Origin of the sequence: Caldalkalibacillus uzonensis (assembly GCF_030814135.1) — a bacterium.
GTDB classification, from domain to species: Bacteria; Bacillota; Bacilli; order Caldalkalibacillales; family Caldalkalibacillaceae; genus Caldalkalibacillus; species Caldalkalibacillus uzonensis.
In genome coordinates this window covers 56244-77856 of the sequence record NZ_JAUSUQ010000011.1, presented here as the reverse complement: position 1 = coordinate 77856, position 21613 = coordinate 56244, and the positions used below count along the sequence as shown (strand labels likewise).

The following is a 21613-nucleotide window of genomic DNA, read 5'->3' as shown; positions in this document are numbered from 1 at the left end:
TTGTTATATATTTAAACAGCAGGTCCCATTAATTTGAAGGATATAAACAATGCAAATATATTAAATTGACAAACAAATGGAAATACTAAATTGTCCTTAACATTTAGTATACGTCACAAAAAATGTAACCATCATACTAATATGACGATGAAGAAGGAGGATACAACATGGGACAACCTCGTGAACAATGGGCATCACGCTGGGGATTTATGTTGGCAGCCGTGGGATCTGCAGTTGGTCTCGGTAACATCTGGCGCTTTTCTTATGTTGCTGGGGAAAACGGTGGAGCAGCGTTTTTGCTTATTTACGTTTTGTGTGTGCTTCTGATTGGCTTTCCGGTCATGATGGCTGAATTTATGTTGGGGCGCCGCGCGCAAAGTGATGCGGTTGAGTCCTTTACTAAACTGGCACCCGGAAAGCCCTGGTTCATCGGGGGTGGGATCGGTGTGGCCGCCGCATTTATTATCTTGACATTTTATGGTGTCATTGCCGGCTGGTCCTTAAAATATTTTGTGGCTTATCTAACCGGTGGATTGTGGGACACTCCTGCAGTCGAAGACGGTTTTGCCGGCTATTTTGTCAACTTTATTACCGACCCAGTTGAGCCGATTATTTGGCAAGCAATCTTTATGGCCATTACCATCGGGATTGTTATTTTGGGTATTAAACAGGGCATTGAAAAAGCCAACAAATTTCTCATGCCAACATTGGCCATTTTGGTTGTGTTGCTGGCTGCTTACAGCTTGACACTGGGAGGGGCCCGGGAAGGGTTAGCGTTTTTGTTTGCTCCGGATTGGAGTGCCTTGACAGAGCCCAGTGTTTATTTGGCGGCTATGGGACAAGCCTTTTTCTCCCTCAGCCTGGGAATGGGTGTGATGATTACGTACAGCAGTTATTTGGCTGAGCAGCATAAATTGCCGAGTGCGGCTGGTACCATTATCGGTTTTGACACGTTGTTTGCTGTCATTGCCGGTGTGATGATCTTTCCTGCTGTATTTGCCTTCGGGGGGGAAGCGGATGCCGGACCCGGTCTGGTGTTTATTACCTTGCCTGGTATCTTTGAAAGCATCGGCGGATTCGGCATTATTGTCGGCCTGTTGTTCTTCTTCTTGTTTACGGCAGCGGCGCTATCTTCGGCCATTTCCTTGCTTGAGGCTCCTGTGGCCTATGTGATACGCAAGTTTAACCTGAACCGTAAAGTGACCGCCTTAATCGTTGGTGTTCTCGTCTTCGTAGGAGGTATCCCTTCCTCACTTGGCATTGGGGTGTTATCAGGTGTCACACCACTGGCTGATCGGGATATTTTGGACTCGCTTGATTACATCTCTGGTAACATTATGTTGCCATTGGCAGGTCTGATTACGGCCCTGTTTGTCGGCTGGGCTTGGAGCCGGTCCGAGATTTTAAAGCAATCCGACTTGGGTGATAGTGGCTTAGGTCAGGCATTCTTATGGATCTTACGCATTCCGGTTCCCATCTTCATTGCCATAGTTTTCATCTGGATGGCCTCACAACTGTAAGCTATTGAGAATCAGCCCCAGTGTACAGGCTTTGCACTGGGGAGCCTTAAAAAATGGTTAGAAAATATAGAATTAACAATATAAGTGGGAATGTTCATTTGCAACGCCGTATATCATGGTATAAACAAATGTACATTTTCAAAGTAATGTGCATTTGTTTATCATAATAATCTGAAAAAAAGGAGGAAAAAGCATGGTAAACAATCGTGAACATTGGGCGACACGATGGGGGTTTATCCTGGCGGCAGCAGGATCAGCCGTCGGCTTAGGTAACATTTGGCGGTTCTCATATGCAGCAGGAGAAAATGGCGGTGCCGCTTTTTTGATCATTTATGTTTTATGTGTTATTTTAATCGGTTTCCCTGTGATGATGTCCGAATTCATGATTGGACGGCGGGGACAGAGCGATGCCGTCGGCTCTTTTCAAAAGTTGGCCCCTGGTAAACCCTGGTTTATTGCAGGTGGATTAGGTGTTGCTGCAGCATTTATCATTTTATCCTTCTACGGTGTCATTGGCGGCTGGACACTCAAATACCTCATTTCCTACTTAACAGGTGGACTGTGGAGTACACCGGCAGGTGATGATGGTTACGCCGGCTTCTTTGTTGACTTTATTACCAGCTCTGTCGAACCCATTATCTGGCAAGCTATCTTTATGGCGATCACTATTGGCATTGTCGTGTTTGGTGTTAAGAGAGGGATTGAAAAAGCCAATAACATCCTCATGCCAGCATTGGCAGTTCTCATTGTTTTGCTGGCTATCTACAGTTTGACGCTCGGGGGTGCCCGGGAAGGATTGGCGTTTCTGTTCAGCCCGGACTGGAGTGCGTTTACTAACCCACAGGTCTATTTGGCTGCCATGGGGCAAGCTTTCTTCTCCTTAAGCCTGGGCATGGGAGCCATGATAACCTACAGCAGTTATCTGGAGCAGCATCACAGACTGCCCGGTGCGGCAGGAACAATCATTGGATTTGATACCTTGTTTGCCATCTTTGCAGGTATTATGATTTTCCCCGCAGTATTTGCCTTTGGTGGAGAGCCCAACGCAGGCCCAGGGCTGGTCTTTATCACCTTGCCTGATATTTTTGAAAGCATTGGCGGCTTTGGCATCATTGTCGGTATTTTGTTCTTCTTCCTGTTAGCAGCAGCGGCTTTGTCCTCAGCGATGTCACTTCTGGAAGTTGCGGTAGCTTATTTTATCCGCAGGTTGTCCATGGACCGCCGTACAACCACATTGTTGATTGGCACAATCATCTTCTTACTGGGTATTCCTTCTTCTTTGGGAATGGGAGTCCTTTCTGACGTGACACCGTTGGCTGAACGGGATATTTTGGATTCTCTCGACTATATTGCTAGTAATATTATGTTGCCTTTGGGTGGTTTAATTATTGCCCTGTTTGTGGGCTGGGCTTGGAGCCGGAAAGAGATTTTCAAAGAATCTGATCTAGGTGACACACCTCTGGCCAATGCCTTCTTGTGGATCTTGCGCATTCCGGTTCCCATTTTCATCGCCATTGTCTTTATCTGGATGGTTTCTCAACTGTAATGCTTCAAGGTTTTAAAGTATCAATGGATTAGAATTAAAAGGCTCTTCCAAAACGTGTTCTCACTCTTTTGGGAGAGCCCTTTTTCATTTAAAATGGAGATATGCGTGTTTTCATCAATCTCTGTTAAAATAGAAACAGGCATGCCCTGTGAGGAGAGAGAATCATGGAGCAAGAACGTTCGTCCCAGGAGAGGGAACAAGCGGAGCAAGCAACAGGTACCACACCGAAAAGGAAACGGCATTTGGTGCTGATTTCCATTATTTTTGCCATGTTTATGGTCGCCATCAACGCCTTGATTGTGGCCACAGCGATGCCTAGTATTGTAGGGGATCTGGGCGGCTTCTCATTGTTTACATGGGTATTTTCGTCTTATTTGTTGATTCAAGCCGTCACTGTTCCTATTTACGGCAAGTTGGCCGATTTATTTGGACGTAAACCAGTTTTTACTTTTGGTATTATCGTGTTTATGATTGGCTCCCTGCTATGCGGTTTTGCCCATTCTATGCTGGCACTGATTATCTATCGCTTTATACAGGGGTTTGGGGCAGGAGCTGTTCAGCCTATTGCCACCACGATTGTCGGGGATATGTATACTTTGAAGGAGAGGGCCAAAATTCAGGGTTATCTGGCCAGTGTATGGGGAATTTCCTCTATATTGGGCCCCTTATTGGGTGGTGTTTTTGTCCAGTATGTTGACTGGTCCTGGGTATTTTGGATCAACATTCCATTAGGGGTTATCGCTTTGACGGGTGTGGTGTTCTTTTTTCGGGAGGAAGTTAAACAGAAAAGACATCAGATTGATTATGTGGGGGCCATGCTGCTATTGATTTCAGTGTCGGCCCTGATGGTTGTGTTGATTCAGGGCGGCGTTGCCTGGTCTTGGACTTCTATGCCAGTGATATTCTTAGTAGCCGTATTTGTCTGTGGATTACTTGCTTTTGTCTATCATGAGACACGTGCTCCGGAGCCTTTAATGCCCTTGGTGATCTGGAAAGACCGTTTGCTAGTGATGGCCAATACCGGAGCATTAACCACTGGGGTTGTATTAATAGGTGTTTCTACATTTTTACCGACCTATGTACAGGGTGTGATGGAACAATCCCCCACAGTGGCAGGTCTAAGTTTGACTGTGATGTCCGTTGGCTGGCCCATTGCCTCTACCTTGGCCGGACGTCTGGTGCTTAAAATGGGGTTCCGCCTCACAGCTGTGCTGGGTGGTTTGGCGCTGTTGATTGGATCCATTCTGTTTGTTTTGCTCGATCCGGGAAAAGGTCCGGTCTGGGCTGGGGCGGGGTCCTTTTTCATTGGTTTGGGCATGGGCTTCACTACAACCACGTTTATTATCTCTGTACAAAGCCATGTCAGCTGGAAAACGCGCGGGGTGGCCACTTCCTCCAATATGTTTATGAGGCTGTTGGGAGGAACCATCGGTGCTGCACTTTTGGGGGGCATTCTCAACAGCCGGATGATTCGCTATCTGGAGACAGAAGGGGCATCCCAGGTGCTGCCGGAGGGGGATATCGATTTTACCAATGTGCTGCTGGATCCAGAAACGATGGCGTCTATGTCCCCTGAGTCGATAGACGTTTTGCAATCAGGCTTAACTATAGCGCTAAATGATGTATACTGGGGTGTGTCTCTTTTTGCTCTGGCCAGTTTAGTGCTTGTTTTTTATCTGCCCAATCGGGTCAAAGAGGAAACGAATGAGGAAGGAGAACAGTGAACGTGTTAAGGTTAAAGGAACTATTAGGAATCGGGTTTATTGCCTTGCTAGTTGCTGGTCTAAGCGGCTGTTTGCCAAACCAGGAGCAGGAAGAGATCGTCGAACCGGATGATCCTGCTGAACAGGTGCAGCGGGTGACTCCCACTGTTCAAATTACCGAGACCCATTATGCTGGGCTGTCTCCTTTACAAGAAAGCCCGACACGACATTTGATTAATGAACGGCTGCGGGGCTACCGGTTGGATCAGGACCGTCTGGAGCTTGGACTGCTTGAAATTGCCCAAGAATATTTCCCCCCTGATAACTATTTGTTTGTGGGAGGGCAATTGATCTCTCGCGCGGAAGGAGCGGAGTGGCTAAAGGAAGCAACAGAAAGTCCTGAGAGTCTTAACCCTGCTGAAGCCCCTAGTCATGTTTTGCAGCATATTTTGGAGCACAACTATTTAGCACTGAACGGTCAAGACCTGCAAGGTGTCGTCATTGGTTTATCGTTGGTCTCCAGTTATGAAGTCGAAAGGGAGGATGGAACGAAACAAACATTATATTACACTGCCGATCAATTGCGCAATTATGGTTTTGCAATGGCGGATGAACTAGCACAGCGCTTGCGGGCTAAAGTGCAAGATGTGCCCATTGTCATTGCTTTGTATCAGTTGGAGGAAAGTCAGGCCTACCGACCAGGCAATTTTTTATCTGTGGGTTATGTAGAGCCTCATGCGCAAGAAGTATCTGAGTGGCGGACCATTAACGAAGTTTATCTGCTGTTCCCGTCTCCCGAGTTGAGTCGCTTGAACAGCCAGTTATCCAGCGATTATAACTCCTTTGTCCAGCGTATTCAGGATTTCTTTCCCCGCTATGTGGGTGTGGTGGGGACCGGGCGGTTTGTTAATGAGGAGCTGGTTGAGCTCAACCTGGAGGTCACCACCGAGTTTGCCAGTATTGCGGAAGTCATCCAGCTGACTCAGTATTTAGGCTCAGAAGCCATGGAGACCTTCCCGGAGAACATATATTTAAACATTTATGTGGGCAGCGTCAATGATCAAAAAGCCCTGTTTACCCGCTCACCTGGAAGTGAACCGTTTATCCATGTGAACCGTTAAGACAACGATTCTGAGCCTTCATGTTGGCGGGATTTTCGTTGCTGCAAGCATAAACCGGCCGGGCTCGGGGCAGGATGAGAAGAGATTTGCAGTAAAAAGTGCATATCGTTTGCAATAGGAATTGGGAATAAAAGTGTTTTCATTTTGAAGCAGGAGGATGTTAATCATGGTCATTGAGTTTAAACCCGAGCCCTTTACCAACTTTAAGGATGAGCAGAACGAAACGGATTTTCAGCAGGCGCTGGATAAAGTTGAAGAAGAATTGGGCCAAACCTATCCTCTGATAATCAAAGGTAAAAAAATCACCACGGAAGAGAAGATTGTTTCCATTAACCCCTCCCGTACTGATCAGGTCGTAGGGGTTGTTTCCAAAGCAGACCAAACTTTGGCTGAACAAGCGATCCAGGCTGCTGCAGAAACATTTGCAGAGTGGAGGCGTGTTCCGGCCGAAGCGCGGGCACGGATTCTGTTTAAAACAGCAGCCATTCTGCGCAGGCGTAAACACGAGTTCTCTGCCTGGCTGGTGAAAGAAGCCGGAAAGAGCTGGGTGGAAGCTGATGCTGACACAGCCGAGGCAATCGACTTCTTGGAATATTATGGCCGGCAGATGATTCGCTTGTCTGAGCCACAGATGCTAACAGGTCTGCCGGAAGAAGATAATGAAGTCTTTTACATTCCGATGGGGGTAGGTATTATCATTCCACCGTGGAACTTTCCCCTGGCCATTATGTGCGGTATGACCGCTTCCTCCATTGTGTGCGGCAACACAGTTGTACTGAAGCCTGCCAGTGCTACCCCGGTCATTGCCTATAAATTCTATGAAGTGCTTAAGGAAGCAGGCTTGCCTGATGGGGTCGTCAACTACCTGCCGGGCAGCGGGGGAGAAGTGGGTGACTTCTTGGTTGAACATCCCCAGACCAGGTTTATCAGCTTTACGGGTTCAAAGGATGTGGGTTTGCGCATTAATGAACTGGCGGCCAAGCGTTCACCTGAACAACGCTGGATCAAGCGGGTGGTGGCCGAGATGGGCGGCAAGAACAGCATTATTGTTGACAAGGAAGCCGATTTGGACATAGCTGTCACTAACATTGTTAACTCAGCTTTCGGCTTCTGCGGGCAGAAGTGTTCAGCCGGGTCCCGGGCCATCGTTTTGGAGGAAGTGTATGACGAAGTGCTTAATCTGGTTGTTGAAAAAACGAAGCACCTGAAAGTGGACGATGTCAGCGATCCCCAAGTTTTTACCGGTCCGGTGATTGATGAGTCGGCCATGAATAAAATATTGGCATACATTGAGATTGGCAAACAAGAAGGACGGTTGGTTTTGGGTGGGAACAAAGGCCCTGATTATGGTTATTACATTGAGCCTACCATATTTGCCGACGTGGATCCCAAAGCGCGGATCGCTCAAGAAGAAATCTTTGGTCCGGTTTTGGCCTTCATTAAAGCTAAGGACTTTGACCAAGCCCTGGCTATTGCCAATGATACAGAGTATGGCTTAACCGGAGGAGTCTTCTCCCGCAACCGCTTTAACTTGGAGAAAGCCCGGGAAGAGTTTCATGTGGGCAATTTGTACTTTAACCGTAAATGTACCGGAGCCATTGTGGGTGTGCATCCCTTCGGCGGTTTCGACATGTCCGGCACCAATGCCAAGACCGGTGATCCAGATTACCTGTTAAATTTCCTGCTTAAGAAGGCCGTTTCGGAGGTTATGTAAAACAAACAGGGTTACTACAAGTCAAACGGAATTTTAGGGAGCTGCACGCTCCCTTTTGTAATTGTCGGTTGTAAAGAGGAGAGAAAGGGGGGATGTTAGATTAGTTGTTTGCTTGAATCTGCCTATTTTCTCTGCTATTATCATGTTTATGGACAATCTTGCTGGGGGTGTCAAGATGAGTACGATTAGCAAACAGGAAGTGGAGCATGTAGCCCGTTTAGCCCGATTAAACTTAACGGAAGAAGAGAAAGAACAGTTTACCAAACAGCTGGACAGCATCCTTAATTTTGCTCAAAAGTTAAATGAACTGGACACGGACAATGTGGAACCTACCAGTCATGTCTTACCGCTCGTCAATGTCATGAGAGACGATGTGCCCCATGAATCATTGCCAGTTGAAGAAGCGTTAAAAAACACGGCTGAGCACCAAGATGGCCAGGTAAAAGTGCCAAGCGTCCTGGAAGAATAGAGAGGAGGAAGACGATGTCAGTTTTTGACCTGCGTATTCGAGAGATACATCAACAACTACGCAACAAGCAACTGAGTGTCAGTGAGCTTGTCGATGCTTCACTGCAAAGGATCAAGGAAGTGGATGGACAGCTCAATGCATTCATTACCCTTGACGAAGAAGGTGCCCTAGACAGAGCAAGGCAGTTGGACAACCTGGCCGGTGAAGATGAAACCGGTCTCTTATTTGGCTTGCCCATGGGGATTAAGGATAATATGTCCACCAAGGGTGTCAAAACCACCTGTGCCAGCAAAATCCTGGCTAATTTTGTCCCGGTGTACAATGCCACTGTGGTGGACAAGCTGAATGAGGCCCAAGCTGTCATGGTGGGCAAACTCAACATGGATGAGTTTGCCATGGGTTCATCAAATGAAAACTCAGCATTCGCACCTGTACGCAACCCGTGGAATACCGACTATGTCCCCGGCGGCTCCAGCGGCGGTTCAGCGGCCAGTGTGGCGGCGGGTGAAGTCTATTTTGCCCTCGGCTCTGATACAGGGGGATCCATTCGCCAGCCAGCTGCTTTTTGCGGGGTTGTTGGCCTTAAGCCAACTTATGGATTGGTCTCCCGTTTTGGTTTGGTCGCCTTTGCTTCGTCGTTGGATCAAATCGGGCCGGTCACCAAAAATGTAGAAGATGCGGCTTATGTGCTGCAAGTGATTGCCGGCTATGACAAACATGACTCTACCTCGGCCAAGGTGGATGTGCCTGACTATGTATCTGCATTAACAGATGATGTGTCCGGTCTGAAAATAGCTGTGCCCAAAGAGTATATGGGAGAAGGCATCGATCCTGAGGTTCGGGAAAAAGTGTTGGAGGCACTTAATGTGTTGGAAAGCCTGGGTGCCACTTGGGAGGAAGTTTCCCTGCCACATTCCGATTATGTCATTCCGGCTTACTATATTATCGCTTCCTCTGAAGCCTCATCCAACTTAGCCCGCTATGATGGCGTGCGCTATGGCGTAAGGGCTGACCAGGCGGAGAATTTGCTCGATATGTACAAAGAAACCCGCAGCCAAGGTTTTGGCGCCGAAGTGAAACGGCGCATTATGTTGGGTACATATTCGTTAAGCTCGGGATATTATGACGCCTATTATAAGAAAGCACAGCAGGTGCGCACCTTAATTAAGCAAGACTTTGAGCAGCTGTTTGAGACATATGATGTCATTGTCGGTCCAACAACACCGACTACAGCGTGGAAAATCGGGGAGAAAGTGGATGATCCGCTGACCATGTATGTAGAAGACATTCTCACTTGCCCCGTTAATCTGGCCGGCGTGCCAGCGATCAGCGTACCGTGCGGATTTGACAGCAAGGGCTTGCCCGTTGGCTTGCAGATTATTGGCAAAGCCTTTGCTGAATCCACCATTTTGCGTGTCGCTCATGCTTATGAACAACATACCGAACATCATCAAGCACGTCCACAACTGTAAAAGGGGGGTTGAGAAGATGAAGTTTGAAACCGTCATTGGCTTGGAAGTGCATGCCGAATTATCCACTGAAACCAAAATTTTTTGCGGCTGCCGCACCACATTTGGCGCACCCCCGAACACGCACACATGTCCCATCTGTTTAGGACATCCAGGGGTATTGCCTGTCTTAAACCAGAAAGCATTGGAGTATGCCATCAAAGCGGCTTTGGCCCTCAACTGTGAAATTGCCACTGAAACCAAGTTTGACCGCAAGAACTATTTTTATCCGGACTTGCCCAAAGCGTACCAAATTTCTCAATATGACCAGCCCATCGGCCAAAACGGCTGGCTGGAGATTGAGGTGAATGGCCACAAGAAACGGATCGGCATCAAACGTTTGCACCTGGAAGAAGACGCCGGTAAGTTGACCCATGTTTCCGGTGAGAACTACTCCCTGGTAGACTATAACCGGGTGGGAACACCGCTGATTGAGATCGTCTCTGAACCGGATATCCGTTCCCCTGAGGAAGGTTATGCCTATCTGGAGAAATTGAAGGCCATTCTGCAATATACTGAAGTCTCCGATTGTAAAATGGAGCAGGGCTCTCTGCGCTGTGATGCCAACATTTCCATCCGCCCAGTCGGACAAAAGGAATTTGGCATCCGCACCGAGCTGAAAAACATGAACACCTTCCGCGGGGTGCAAAAAGCGTTGGAATATGAAGCACGCCGCCAGGAAGAAGTGATTCGCGCCGGGGGCCAGGTGGAACAGGAGACCCGCCGCTGGAATGAAGCCACAGGTGAAACGGTTAAAATGCGCGGCAAAGAAGAAGCCCATGACTACCGCTACTTCCCAGAGCCTGACCTGGTAAAGGTGGAGATCACCCAGGAGCTCCTGGATGAAGTGAAGGCCACCATCCCGGAATTACCCGACGCCAGGAAAGCACGCTATATGGAACAATACGGCTTGTCTGACTACGATGCGGGTGTCTTGACTGCTCAAAAATCTCTGGCTGATTTCTTTGAAAAAGCCACTAAGTATTGTGAGGATCCCAAACTGGTGGCCAACTGGATGATGGGGGATGTGCTGGGCTATTTGAACGCCCAGCACAAAGAACTGGATGAAACGGCCCTCAAGCCTGAACAGTTGGGCAAAATGATTGCCTTGATTGAAAAAGGCACCATCAGCAGCAAAATTGCCAAGCAGGTCTTTGCCGAACTGGTGGAAAAGGGCGGCGACCCGGAAACGATCGTGAAAGAGAAAGGGCTGGTTCAAATCTCCGATGAAGGAGAGCTGGCCAAGATTGTCAATGCGGTCATTGACAACAACCCGCAATCTGTTACGGATTTCAAAAACGGCAAGGACCGGGCCATCGGCTTTTTGGTGGGCCAAGTGATGAAAGAAACCAAAGGTAAAGCCAATCCGCAACTGGTCAACAAATTGTTGCGTGAGGAAATTGCCAAACGGTAAAAATTTTTCCTTGAGAAAAGAAAGCGCGGCTGTCCCCACCATACGATGCAATGGATGGGGGCAGCCGCGTTAGTGTTGTTGTTCAGGCTGGTAGTATTATTTCGTTTTCTTTAGGCTTTCAGGTATTTTGGGAGCATGAGTAAATGGGCTGGAGGCATTAACAAACACTTTGGAAAGAGCAAGGGTCATTTTTGAGATGCATTTAGCTGTTTTTTTCATGGTTTTCACCTCCTTTGGCAAGCATTGTATTCAACATATGGGTGAGATTAATCCCAGCCGGGGTTAGTGACAACGCTTGCAGCAGAGCACCGAAGAGCAACCCGGGCTGAAGGAAGAAGTGATAGAGCACGATGCTGATGATCACCCATATAATTGCTAACAATTTTTTTTTGCGCTCCCATTGTTGTGAATGTTTCAACTGGTGAGGTTCATAATAGGGAGCATAGCGAAGGAGCAACAGGATGGTGGCGGCAAAGTAACTGTTCATCAATAAGTCGTTAATTGGAAGTAAAAGGGACACTAAAATATACAGTATACTTGCTAGTGAGCAGGCGAGAGAATGATCCAAATGGGCGCCCCCAGTCAGGATACGGACGATCATAAAGGATAGAGCAACTTGCAGGACAAGGAAGGGGACCTCCAACAGCCAGCCAATACAGAATAAAAGGAACAATGTAAACAATACATTAAACAAGATCGTAAAGCCAAAAACAAGGACGTCATGAGGTTCCGTTTCTTCCGGGTTGGCTTTTTTAATGTAGTCGGCGGCAGTTACAGCCCACTTTTCAAACATGGTACACACCTCTTTGTTAATATAACGGACAGAAAATGGAGAGTTGCACTGGGCTTAAGACGGATTGAACTGTGGCATTATCTTTTTCGAATTGAAACATGACGTCGAAAAGTTTCAAGCTCGCACTCTGCTCCTCACTAACTATCAGATCGCTGACTATCTGAAAACGAATGCCTTCTTCTAGTTTTTGAATCTGAAAGTGAAGCTCTTTCTCCTTGTCGTTAGAAGCTTGATAATGGAGAAACAGCAACTCATCTATAATGGTACTTAAATAACGAATTTGCTTGAATGAGACGGGAACATCGCATTGACTATCAGCAGTTACAATAAGAGTTATCCCTAATAAATCTGCTAATTTGCGTTTGTTTACCAAAAAAGCATAAAGCAGTTCATCAACGGATTCCACATTTGCAAGGAAACTTCCTTTTGATAAAAATGATGAATCGATATGTAGACGGCGTTTCTCAACATAGTCTTTAATGAGTTGAGCGGAATTGCGCTCACAAAGCTTTAACAGGGCTTGAAAATGACCAATATAGTCTTTTTTTAGCTTTTCCACTATTGTGGCCACTTGTTGTTCCTGATCAAGATAAAACTTCTTGGCTTCAAGCAAGCGTTTTCTCTGAAATTGGGTATGCAGGATCAGATAAATCGATAAGATGATAAATAACACGATAATACAAGACAATACGAAAGGGTACCGGAAATTTAATTCATCATTCAGCATTGTAAAAGCAGCAAGGCAAATAAAGATAAATGTGAGCAAAGAAATTGTAATAATGATCGTTTTAAATTGCTTTTCATGCTTTTGGGCTTTTAAATTGTCACGAAACTCCAACAAGTGGTAATGGTTTTTATGTACTAAATAACAAATTGTTAGCACCAAAAGTGCAGTTATACTTTGGTGGAAGTATTTAATATTGGAGAAGAGTAACTCGAAATAATTGTATGATGATAAAGATATGATTACTTCCGCTATTAACAGATGAAGAAAAACATAAAAACCGTAGCCAATTCCGGTCAGTACAAGGGACTCCAAATAATTTGATTTATAGAATAATTTTTTTAAAAATATGAGAATTATTATTTGGGATGCAATAATAACAAATAGATGTAAGGAAGTGAGCCGTAGAAGTAAAGAGAATAAACTTATGATTAAAGCAATGAGGGTAATTCTTTTGATATATTTCTGATAGTGATATCCTAATAAAATAATTGGAAAGGATAAAAGGGCAATCCATTCTACTACTGATACTAAGTAAAACACTAACAGATGATTCATGGCTATCTCCTATCTCTCAACGGAAATATTCAACTTTTGTTCGCAACTTGTCGGCTTAAGGGAAATTCCATTTTCACGTGAGCGCCTTTGGTGGGATGATTTTCAATGGTGATTGTACCACCTAACGTTTCGGTAATCGCCTTGCATATCGGCAATCCCAATCCTGTTCCGGTTTCTTTGGTGGTAAAGAAGGGATAGAAGACTTGCTCAAGCTGGTCAGGTGCAAATCCCGGACCGCTGTCAATAATTGAGAGTAATACAGTGTCGTTTTCTTTTGCAACACTGACTTCAATCGTTCCATCGTTTTTAATGGCTTCGACTGCATTTTTGACTAAATTGATCAGCAATCTTTCAAAACGTACAGTGTTTCCCGTAATATACACTTCGTCTGCTAAAGAGGTAATGAAGCGGATATTGTCATTTTGGGTCTGCATGGAATAGATGGCGACAATTTTTTCAACACTGCTTTTTACATCAATAATGGACAGGTTGTCTTGGTTTAAATGAGACTTTGACAAAGTCAGCAGTTCTTGAATTAAGGACTCCATGCGTATGGCTTCTTCCTTAATAATAGAAATATATTGAGAGATGTGAGGCTCTGATTTGATGTGCGGATCCTGTTCTAAAAACTGAGAAAAACCGATAATCGTTGTCAAAGGGTTGCGTATTTCGTGAGCGAAAAAAGCGGCCATACGACCAATGACTGTATGGTAATCTTCAGGTTGAACGGGTTTCGTTTCTGTGTCAGCACCACTTTCGTGGGTTGCTTTTTCTTTACTTTTTTTCGTTAATTTGTTGTGCCATTTTTGTAAGTATTTTTTAATAAATGGAATGTTCATAGGGAACTCCTAATTGGAATAAATAGTGACTGCATCTGGATGAGACAAAGATAGGTTGGTGTAATTAGGATATTTTTATAGTTCGATAAAACTTTTGACATTCCTTCTTCGGAGAAGAAATTTTTTTAAACATGAAATCGGATTCGGTTCAAGGCACAGCGAGCATACTGTACGCATACAATGATGACAAGCCTTACCAATTCGAGTATGATAAGGATAGCGTAGTGAAGGTATTTTTCTATTTGTTTTGCGTGCTGTGTGGAGCACTGAAACCTTTTGAACACGAGGAGCGTCTACTATGTATAAACGGGCACGCATCATTTACAATCCTTCGGCAGGGCGGGAGCTGTTCCGCAAATACATACCAAGCATACTGGAGAAGCTGGAAAGAGCCGGGTACGAAGCCTCCTGTCATGCCACCACCGGTGCGGGAGATGCCATACGGGCAGCCGAGACTGCCGTTCAGCGCCGTTATGACCTGGTGATTGCTGCAGGGGGAGACGGTACCGTCAATGAAGTAGTCAATGGCTTGGCTGAAAAAAAACACCGTCCCCAACTGGGGATTATCCCAGCTGGCACTACAAATGATTTTGCTCGTGCGCTGGGTATTCCCAAAGATTTTGAAGCGGCCTGTGATGTCATTATTAAAGGAAAAACCACCAGCATTGACGTGGGCAAAGTGAACCGGCAGTATTTTGTCAATATTGCCGGCGGAGGGACGCTCACCGAGCTCACTTACGAAGTGCCCAGCCGGCTCAAAACAATGTTTGGCCAATTGGCTTACTATGTCAAGGGTATCGAAAAACTGGCCTGGTTGAAGCCCACCCGGGTAACCATCACCTCTCCCAAACGGGTCATTGATGAAGAGATTATGCTGTTTTTAGTCACCAACAGCCATTCGGTGGGGGGCTTTGAGAAACTGGCCCCCCAGGCAGTGATGAACGACGGCTACTTTGATGTGCTGGTGGTACGCAAAACAACCATGCCTGAGTTTCTGAAGATTGCCACGCAAGTCATCAGGGGGGAGCATATTCATGATCCCCGTGTGATTTACTTTCAAACAGCTGAACTGAAAGTCACCTCTCTTGATCCCGTCCAGCTGAACTTGGACGGTGAGCGGGGAGGAACGTTACCCAGCCATTTTAAAGTGCTGCATAAACACCTGGTTTTGCGCACCCCGGGCTAATCCTGCTCACAAATATGAGACAAGCATGTATAATTGAAAGCAAAAGTTAATAGACATAGATTATAGAAGCCCTTTAGTGGGAAAAATAGAATGGGAGGGTGGTTTTAGCCGCATTTTTCCCCCATAAAGAAAAGAAAACGGGGCGAATATAAGAGATTAGACAAGGGAAGAAAAACGCTAACATGTGTTTCATTTTATTGGAATTAAGGAGGGACAACCCATGTTATGGATGATGGAAAAGCCTTATAAAAAATGGCTTGCAAGTTTGGCTTTATTCACTTTGCTGGTGTTTAGTTTTGTCCTGCCGGTTTCTGCTGATGCCATCACCGGGGAAACAGTGGTGACCCTTGGTGAGAACCTGACCCAGGAGCAACGCCAACAAATTTTGGCTGAAATGGGTGTTGGTGAAGATGTGGAAATTATCTACGTATCCAATCAGGAGGAACATCAATATCTCGGTCAGTATATTGATGAAAAGACGATTGGCACACGGGCCATCTCTTCTGCCAGGATTACGCTTCTGGAAGAAGGGGCTGGCCTCACAGTCAGCACCAACAACATTGATTGGGTTACAGAAGAAATGTATGCCAATGCCATGGCCACGGCCGGCATCCAGGATGCTGATGTGTATGTGACGGCCCCATTTGGTGTCAGTGGCACAGCCGGTCTGACGGGGATCATCAAAGCCTTTGAGGCAGCAGCAGATATTGAAATTGACGAAGAACAGAAGCAAGTGGCCAACGAGGAAATGGTCACAACGGCCGAACTGGCCGATAAGATCGGCTCAGAAGAAGCGGCCGAACTGATGAGACGGCTTAAAGAAAGATTGGCTGACACCAAGCTGGAAACCGATGAAGATTACCGTAATCTGATTCGGGAGATCGCCGCAGAACTGGGCATTGAACTTACAGAAGAGGATATCGATGCACTAGTACATTTGCTAAAGCGTCTTAAAAGCCTGGATATCAACTGGGAGCAAGTCAGCAACCAGCTCAAAAATATTCGGGATAACTTAAATGAGATTTTGGACCGGGAAGAAACCCGCAATTTCTTGCGTAAAGTTCTCGATGTAATCATTGCCTTCTTTGAAAGATTAAAAGATGTCTTTTCAAGTTAAGCTGCTCGACTCTCCGTTGAGCACAGAACGGGGGATCTGCCATGGCTACAGTGGCCGCCATCCAAATGGCACCTCACGTTGGCCAAGTTGAACGCAACAGGAAGAAGGCAGATAACATGGTCCGGGAAGCCCATGCACGGGGTGCCCAACTGATTGTGCTGCCGGAACTGTGGGTGACCGGATATGATCTGGAACCTGCCCTTTTCCGGCGCTATGCTGAACCAGTCTCCGGCCCGACCGTGCAGCAGTTTCAAGCTTTGGCCAGAGAACTGCAGACGGTGTTGATAGTCCCGTTTCCCGAACAGGATGCCCGTGACGGGAACCGCTTGTATATTTCGGCTGCAGTGATTAATAATGACGGGGCAGTGTTGGGGGTTCAGCGCAAATCATTATTATGGGGACAGGAAAAGGAGGCTTTCTCTGCGGGTCCGTTGGATTACCAGGTGTTTGAGACGGCTCTGGGGCTTGTGGGCGTCCTGATTTGTTACGATTTGGAGTTTCCTGAACCGGCCCGCTTACTGGCCCTGAAGGGAGCGCAGCTGATCATCTGTCCTTCCGTCTGGAGCAAAACAGCGGAACCCCGCTGGGAGATTCAAACCAGAGCCCGGGCCCTGGACAATCTATGTTATGTACTGGGGGTAAATGCCGCCGGAAGCAGGGCATGCGGCCGAAGCAGGTTGGTCAACCCGTGGGGACAGGTGATCACAGAATCTGGCTCTGACAGGGAAGAAATCATCCTTGCGCCTTTTGATCCGTCATTGGTCAAGGGCGCCCGGCAACACATTCCCTATTTCAGTGATTATCCGTCAGCCTTTATTCCGGGCGGGCAGCTTAAATAAGCGTTATTCCCATGTGTTCCGGCCTCTGGGCTGGCTTTTTTGTTCTATTGGCAAACTTTTGTCCATAAAAAAGTATTGAGAAAATGCTTGTTCTATGGTTAAATCTAGTTGTGGCATAGATATAAACATAGTCTTTTAAATATACAGTTCTTATACATTTTGCATTCTTAATACTATTAATACTATACTATATAGACATAGACAGAAAGAATAGAGATGAGCATGAGCAGAGTCGGAAATTAAAAGAATGATACAAGGGGGAAATGAGATGAAAAAATCGTTATGGTTGGGTCTGGTGTTTTTAGTTTTAACAGCGCTGTTGGCTGCTTGCGGTTCAGGCCAGCCGGCAGACACCAATGAAGCAGCTGGAGAGGAAAATAGTGAAACAGCTGTAGAGGAAAAACAGCAATTAATCGTCGGCACAGAAGCTGCTTTTGCCCCGTTTGAGTTCTTGGACAAAGGAGAAATTGTCGGTTTTGACATTGACTTGTTAGCGGCTGTAATGGAGGAAGCGGGATTCGAGCATGAAGTGCGCAATTTGGGTTGGGATCCCCTCTTTGTTGCCGTGCAAAATGGAGAAGTGGACCTGGCTATCTCAGGCATTACCATTACCGATGACCGCATAGAAAGCTATGATTTTACCCGTCCCTATTATGAATCCACCCACATGATTCTCGTCCCTGAGGATTCCGATATCAAAAGCGCCACTGACTTAGTCGGTAAAAAAGTAGGGGTACAAAACGGGACGACGGGACAATTTGCCGTGGAAAAAATCCTCGGTGAAAACCATTCCGATATTTTGAAGTATGAAAGCTCTGCTGTCGCAATTATGGCCCTGAAAAACGGAGATGTTGAGGCCGTTGTCACTGACAACGCCGTGGTGAACGAATACCTGAAGAACAACCCCAATGATAATTTCGTAGGCATTGAAGATCCGGAGAACTTCGAATCCGAATTCTATGGCCTCATGTTCCCTAAAGGTAGTGAACTGGTAGAGATTTTCAATGAAGCCTTAACAACCGTTATTGAAAGCGGGACTTATGCTGAAATTTATGAAAAATGGTTTGGTACAACGCCAGATGTTGAAACTCTCTTAAATGCGGAATAGGGCAAGCTAACGGCTGTGGGTTGCTCCTATGGGTTGGCGTAACGTGTGTGCGTTACGCTCTTTTTCTACCTGGACTTCATTTTCGGTTATAAATCAAGTGACTTAAAAGGAGTTTTATGCTTATGTCGCCGGAAACCGTTCTAATGTCTGTGGAAGCCTTTTTAGCCGAAACGTTTAATTTCCGTCTCCATGTGATTATCGCTTATCTTCCGTTTTTTATTAAAGGCACTTTGCTGACGATTTGGATCTCCCTGGCAGGGGTGATCGTAGGGACCGTTTTAGGCCTGATGATCGGCTTAGGCAAAATGTCCTCCAATTTTTTCATCCGTCTGCCCTTTGTGTGGTACATTAACTTTTTTAGGGGAACGCCGCTTCTGGTCCAGATCTTGCTGATCCATTTCGGTCTGATGCCCATGTTGATGAGTCCCGTTAACTCTACTGCTTCGATCATTGTCGCCCTTGCTTTGAACTCTGCTGCCTATATTGCCGAAATCTTCCGGGCCGGGATCCAATCCATCGACCGGGGGCAGATGGAAGCTGCCCGGTCACTGGGCATGACGCATACCCAGGCCATGCGCTATATTATTTTGCCCCAGGCCTTTAAGCGGATGGTGCCTCCTCTGGGGAACGAATTTATTATCTTGTTAAAGGAGTCGTCCTTAGGGGCCATCATTGCAGTACCCGAGCTGATGTACTGGGGAAGGGCAGCTCAGGCCCAATACTTTGCCGTATGGGAACCTTATCTGATGGCAGCGCTGATCTATCTCACCTTAACGCTCAGCTTAACGCATCTGCTGAACTACATTGAACGGAGGATGAAGACAGAATGATCAAGGTGACCAATCTAAAAAAGTCCTTTGGTGATCTGGCGGTTTTGAAGGGAATCGACATAGAGATCCGGCCGCAGGAAGTAGTGGTCGTTATCGGTCCGTCCGGGTCGGGAAAATCAACGTTTCTGCGCTGTCTAAACCTTTTAGAATCGATTACGGATGGACATGTGTATATTAACGGGGTGGATCTGGCGGATAAAAAAACCGATATTAATCAAGTACGCACAGAGGTGGGGATGGTTTTTCAACAATTTAACCTTTTCCCCCATATGACGGTTTTGGAAAACATTACGTTGGCGCCGATGAAGGTGAGAAACTGGCCGAGGACAAAGGCAGAGGAAAAAGCGATGGCCCTTTTAAACAAGGTTGGGTTAGCGGAGAAAGCGGGGGTTTATCCCGACTCCCTGTCAGGGGGACAAAAACAGCGTGTCGCCATTGCCCGAGCGTTGGCCATGGAACCAAAAGTGATGCTGTTTGATGAACCCACGTCAGCCTTGGACCCTGAGATGGTCGGTGAAGTATTGGCGGTCATGAAACAATTGGCCAAGGAAGGGATGACCATGGTTGTGGTCACCCATGAAATGGGCTTTGCTCGTGAAGTGGCGGACCGGGTCATCTTTATGGATCAAGGCGTTATTATGGAGGAAGGGGACCCTCAGCAACTGTTTAGCAACCCTCAGCATCCCCGTACACAGGCATTTTTAAGTAAGGTGTTGTAGGAAATCGCTTGTTGTTCAAACCTATACAGGCCTACAAACAAAGAGCTGTCACGGAGGACAGCTCTTTAGTATCGGAGAGACTCAGCTGTTATTAAGATTGGCTGAAAGCTTGTTTATGATGAATGGACTTGTTGGCTGTGGGAGTTTTGCATCACTCTTTTTTCCCACTTTTCTTCGATTTGTTCAAGCCACTCCTTGCTGTTCAGGATATCCGCTTTATACTGGTCAATCAAATGGGCAATGGAATGAGCCGCTTTTTTTCTGGCCATACCTAATCCTCCTTCATAGTTGTATTCTGTTAATATCCTATTATTAGTGTGCTCACTATGCTAAATTTTTAAACAATTAATTGGCCTCAAGACAAAGTGTAGGTGGGGGAGGTTCAAACAATTTAGTATGTATATGCAGTTTTTGTAGAGATGTTTGTTTCTTTGTGTAAGTATGGTACAATCCGTGAAGGATAATAAGTGAGTGTATGTGGCAAAACTGGATAGAGCTTTGTGAAAGAGGGAACAGTTCATGTCTACCAAGGTACAGCTGCCGGTACAGAAAAATGATGAAGTAGAACTGAAGATACATGATCTCAATCACGAAGCAATGGGTGTGGGCCGTTATGATGGGTATACCCTGTTTGTCAAAGATGCCTTGCCCGGCGAAGTGGTGAAAGCAAAGGTCTTGAAGACAAAGAAAAACTTCGGCTATGCCAAAGTGGTGGAGATTCTAGAGCAAAGCCCGGCGCGAGTGGAACCGCCCTGTCCGCTCTTTGCCCGTTGTGGTGGCTGTCAACTGCAGCATTTAGCCTATGAGGAGCAGCTGAAATATAAGGAACAGCTGGTGAAAAGCGATCTTGAACGGATTGGCGGTTTGGATTTAAACAAGGTTAACGTTCACCCTGTGCTAGGCATGGAGGAACCATGGCGATACCGGAACAAAACGCAGGTGCCGATCGGGGAAGAAGAAGGGGGATTGATCGGCGGATTTTACCGCCTGCGCAGTCATGACATCATTGATATGAAAGCCTGTTTGATTCAGCATGAACAGCACGATCAAGTCATTCAAAAGGTCAAGGAGATCGGCACGCGCCTGGGGATCCCGGCTTATAAAGAGGAAAAGCACAGCGGTCTGTTGCGCCATGTGGTAGCCAAGTACGGCTTTGCCACCGGTCAATTGATGATTGTCCTCATCACCAATGGAGAGCACATCCCTGCCCAGAATAAATTAGTGGATGAATTGGTGTCCTCTTTTCCCAATCTGAAAAGCATCGTCCAAAATATTAACATCAAGCGGACCAATGTGATTTTTGGAGACAAGAGCAAAGTTTTGTGGGGAGAGCCTTATATCTATGACAAAATTGGCGATATCCGTTTTGCCATTTCAGCCCGCTCCTTCTTTCAGGTCAACCCGGTGCAAACCAAGGTATTGTATGAAAAAGCCCTGGAGTATGCCTGTTTAGAAGGGTATGAAACGGTGATCGATGCTTATTGCGGCATCGGCACCATCTCTCTGTTTTTGGCTCAAAAAGCAAAGCAGGTGTTGGGGGTGGAAGTTGTTCCCGAAGCTGTGGCCGATGCCAAGCGGAATGCCCGGCTTAATGGGATGACCAACGTGCAGTTTGCCGTAGGAGAGGCAGAGAAGATCATCCCTTGGTGGCGGGCGCAAGGCATTAAAGCCGATGTTATTGTCGTTGATCCCCCGCGTAAGGGCTGTGATGAGTCTCTGCTGCAGACCATTATTGAGATGAAACCGGAGCGGGTGGTGTATGTTTCCTGTAACCCTTCTACCTTGGCGCGGGATCTGCGTATTTTGGAAGTGGGCGGATTTCAAACCCGGGAAGTACAACCCGTTGATATGTTCCCCCACACCAGCCATGTGGAGTGTGTAATATTGATGGAACGTATAAAGTGA

At 46.5% G+C, this 21613-nt stretch carries 20 protein-coding genes; 15 read left to right on the top strand and 5 right to left on the bottom strand.

Features of this window, described 5'->3' with window-relative positions; translation table 11 throughout:
- The first annotated feature begins 167 nt into the window (after window positions 1-167).
- The 8 genes from J2S00_RS14255 (at window position 168) to gatB (ending at window position 10995) form a co-directional block, all read left to right on the top strand.
- The gene (locus J2S00_RS14255; RefSeq protein ID WP_307341128.1) at window positions 168-1520 is read left to right on the top strand and encodes a sodium-dependent transporter; all 1353 of its coding nucleotides are present in this window, start codon (window positions 168-170) and stop codon (window positions 1518-1520) included.
- A gap of 193 nt (window positions 1521-1713) precedes the next feature.
- Window positions 1714-3066, top strand: a complete 1353-nt coding sequence (locus J2S00_RS14250; protein WP_307341125.1) for a sodium-dependent transporter — start codon at window positions 1714-1716, stop codon at window positions 3064-3066.
- Window positions 3067-3230: 164 nt separating this feature from the next.
- The gene (locus J2S00_RS14245) at window positions 3231-4790 is read left to right on the top strand and encodes an MDR family MFS transporter (protein WP_307341105.1); all 1560 of its coding nucleotides are present in this window, start codon (window positions 3231-3233) and stop codon (window positions 4788-4790) included.
- Window positions 4791-4792: 2 nt separating this feature from the next.
- A complete protein-coding gene (locus J2S00_RS14240) occupies window positions 4793-5890 on the top strand; it encodes a CamS family sex pheromone protein (RefSeq protein WP_307341102.1) in 1098 nt (365 codons plus the stop codon).
- A gap of 166 nt (window positions 5891-6056) precedes the next feature.
- A complete protein-coding gene (gene pruA / locus J2S00_RS14235; protein ID WP_307341100.1) occupies window positions 6057-7604 on the top strand; it encodes an L-glutamate gamma-semialdehyde dehydrogenase in 1548 nt (515 codons plus the stop codon).
- A gap of 175 nt (window positions 7605-7779) precedes the next feature.
- A complete protein-coding gene (gatC, locus tag J2S00_RS14230; protein WP_307341098.1) occupies window positions 7780-8073 on the top strand; it encodes an Asp-tRNA(Asn)/Glu-tRNA(Gln) amidotransferase subunit GatC in 294 nt (97 codons plus the stop codon).
- A gap of 14 nt (window positions 8074-8087) precedes the next feature.
- Window positions 8088-9545, top strand: a complete 1458-nt coding sequence (gene gatA, locus J2S00_RS14225) for an Asp-tRNA(Asn)/Glu-tRNA(Gln) amidotransferase subunit GatA (protein ID WP_307341096.1) — start codon at window positions 8088-8090, stop codon at window positions 9543-9545.
- A gap of 16 nt (window positions 9546-9561) precedes the next feature.
- Window positions 9562-10995 (top strand): Asp-tRNA(Asn)/Glu-tRNA(Gln) amidotransferase subunit GatB, encoded by a 1434-nt coding sequence (gene gatB / locus J2S00_RS14220; RefSeq protein ID WP_307341094.1) that lies wholly within the window; start codon window positions 9562-9564, stop codon window positions 10993-10995.
- Between the two features lie 96 nt (window positions 10996-11091).
- Here the strand turns inward: gatB and J2S00_RS14215 are convergent, their stop codons facing one another.
- The 4 genes from J2S00_RS14215 to J2S00_RS14200 are packed head-to-tail and all read right to left on the bottom strand — an operon-like array spanning window position 11092 to window position 13909.
- Window positions 11092-11214: an AgrD family cyclic lactone autoinducer peptide gene (locus tag J2S00_RS14215; RefSeq protein WP_307341092.1), complete on the bottom strand. Its 123-nt coding sequence runs from the start codon at window positions 11212-11214 to the stop codon at window positions 11092-11094.
- Complete coding sequence (locus J2S00_RS14210; protein WP_307341090.1) at window positions 11198-11788, bottom strand: accessory gene regulator ArgB-like protein; 591 nt, start codon at window positions 11786-11788, stop codon at window positions 11198-11200. The genes J2S00_RS14215 and J2S00_RS14210 overlap by 17 nt, the downstream gene beginning before the upstream one ends.
- A gap of 16 nt (window positions 11789-11804) precedes the next feature.
- A complete protein-coding gene (locus J2S00_RS14205) occupies window positions 11805-13070 on the bottom strand; it encodes a hypothetical protein (protein ID WP_307341088.1) in 1266 nt (421 codons plus the stop codon).
- A 29-nt stretch (window positions 13071-13099) separates the two neighbouring features.
- Window positions 13100-13909: a sensor histidine kinase gene (locus J2S00_RS14200; RefSeq protein WP_307341087.1), complete on the bottom strand. Its 810-nt coding sequence runs from the start codon at window positions 13907-13909 to the stop codon at window positions 13100-13102.
- Window positions 13910-14207: 298 nt separating this feature from the next.
- Between J2S00_RS14200 and J2S00_RS14195 the strand changes: the two genes are divergently transcribed.
- The 6 genes from J2S00_RS14195 (at window position 14208) to J2S00_RS14170 (ending at window position 19708) form a co-directional block, all read left to right on the top strand.
- Window positions 14208-15095 (top strand): diacylglycerol kinase, encoded by an 888-nt coding sequence (locus J2S00_RS14195; RefSeq protein ID WP_307341085.1) that lies wholly within the window; start codon window positions 14208-14210, stop codon window positions 15093-15095.
- 220 nt (window positions 15096-15315) lie between these two features.
- On the top strand, window positions 15316-16212 hold the full coding sequence (locus tag J2S00_RS14190) for a DUF1002 domain-containing protein (protein ID WP_307341083.1): 897 nt from the start codon (window positions 15316-15318) through the stop codon (window positions 16210-16212).
- A 41-nt stretch (window positions 16213-16253) separates the two neighbouring features.
- Window positions 16254-17051, top strand: coding sequence for a carbon-nitrogen hydrolase family protein (locus tag J2S00_RS14185; RefSeq protein ID WP_307341081.1), 798 nt, complete (start codon window positions 16254-16256; stop codon window positions 17049-17051).
- 268 nt (window positions 17052-17319) lie between these two features.
- On the top strand, window positions 17320-18159 hold the full coding sequence (locus J2S00_RS14180) for a basic amino acid ABC transporter substrate-binding protein (RefSeq protein WP_307341080.1): 840 nt from the start codon (window positions 17320-17322) through the stop codon (window positions 18157-18159).
- A 122-nt stretch (window positions 18160-18281) separates the two neighbouring features.
- Window positions 18282-18989: an amino acid ABC transporter permease gene (locus J2S00_RS14175; protein ID WP_307341079.1), complete on the top strand. Its 708-nt coding sequence runs from the start codon at window positions 18282-18284 to the stop codon at window positions 18987-18989.
- Entirely contained in the window at window positions 18986-19708 is a 723-nt protein-coding gene (locus J2S00_RS14170; RefSeq protein WP_307341076.1) for an amino acid ABC transporter ATP-binding protein, read from the top strand. The genes J2S00_RS14175 and J2S00_RS14170 overlap by 4 nt, the downstream gene beginning before the upstream one ends.
- A 113-nt stretch (window positions 19709-19821) precedes the next feature.
- Here J2S00_RS14170 and J2S00_RS14165 read toward each other — a convergent pair whose 3' ends face one another.
- Window positions 19822-19977: an FbpB family small basic protein gene (locus tag J2S00_RS14165; RefSeq protein WP_307341074.1), complete on the bottom strand. Its 156-nt coding sequence runs from the start codon at window positions 19975-19977 to the stop codon at window positions 19822-19824.
- Between the two features lie 250 nt (window positions 19978-20227).
- Here J2S00_RS14165 and rlmD point away from each other — a divergent pair, with 250 nt between their 5' ends.
- Window positions 20228-21613 carry a 23S rRNA (uracil(1939)-C(5))-methyltransferase RlmD gene (rlmD, locus tag J2S00_RS14160; protein WP_307341072.1) on the top strand — a complete coding sequence of 462 codons (1386 nt, stop codon included), beginning with the start codon at window positions 20228-20230 and terminating at the stop codon, window positions 21611-21613.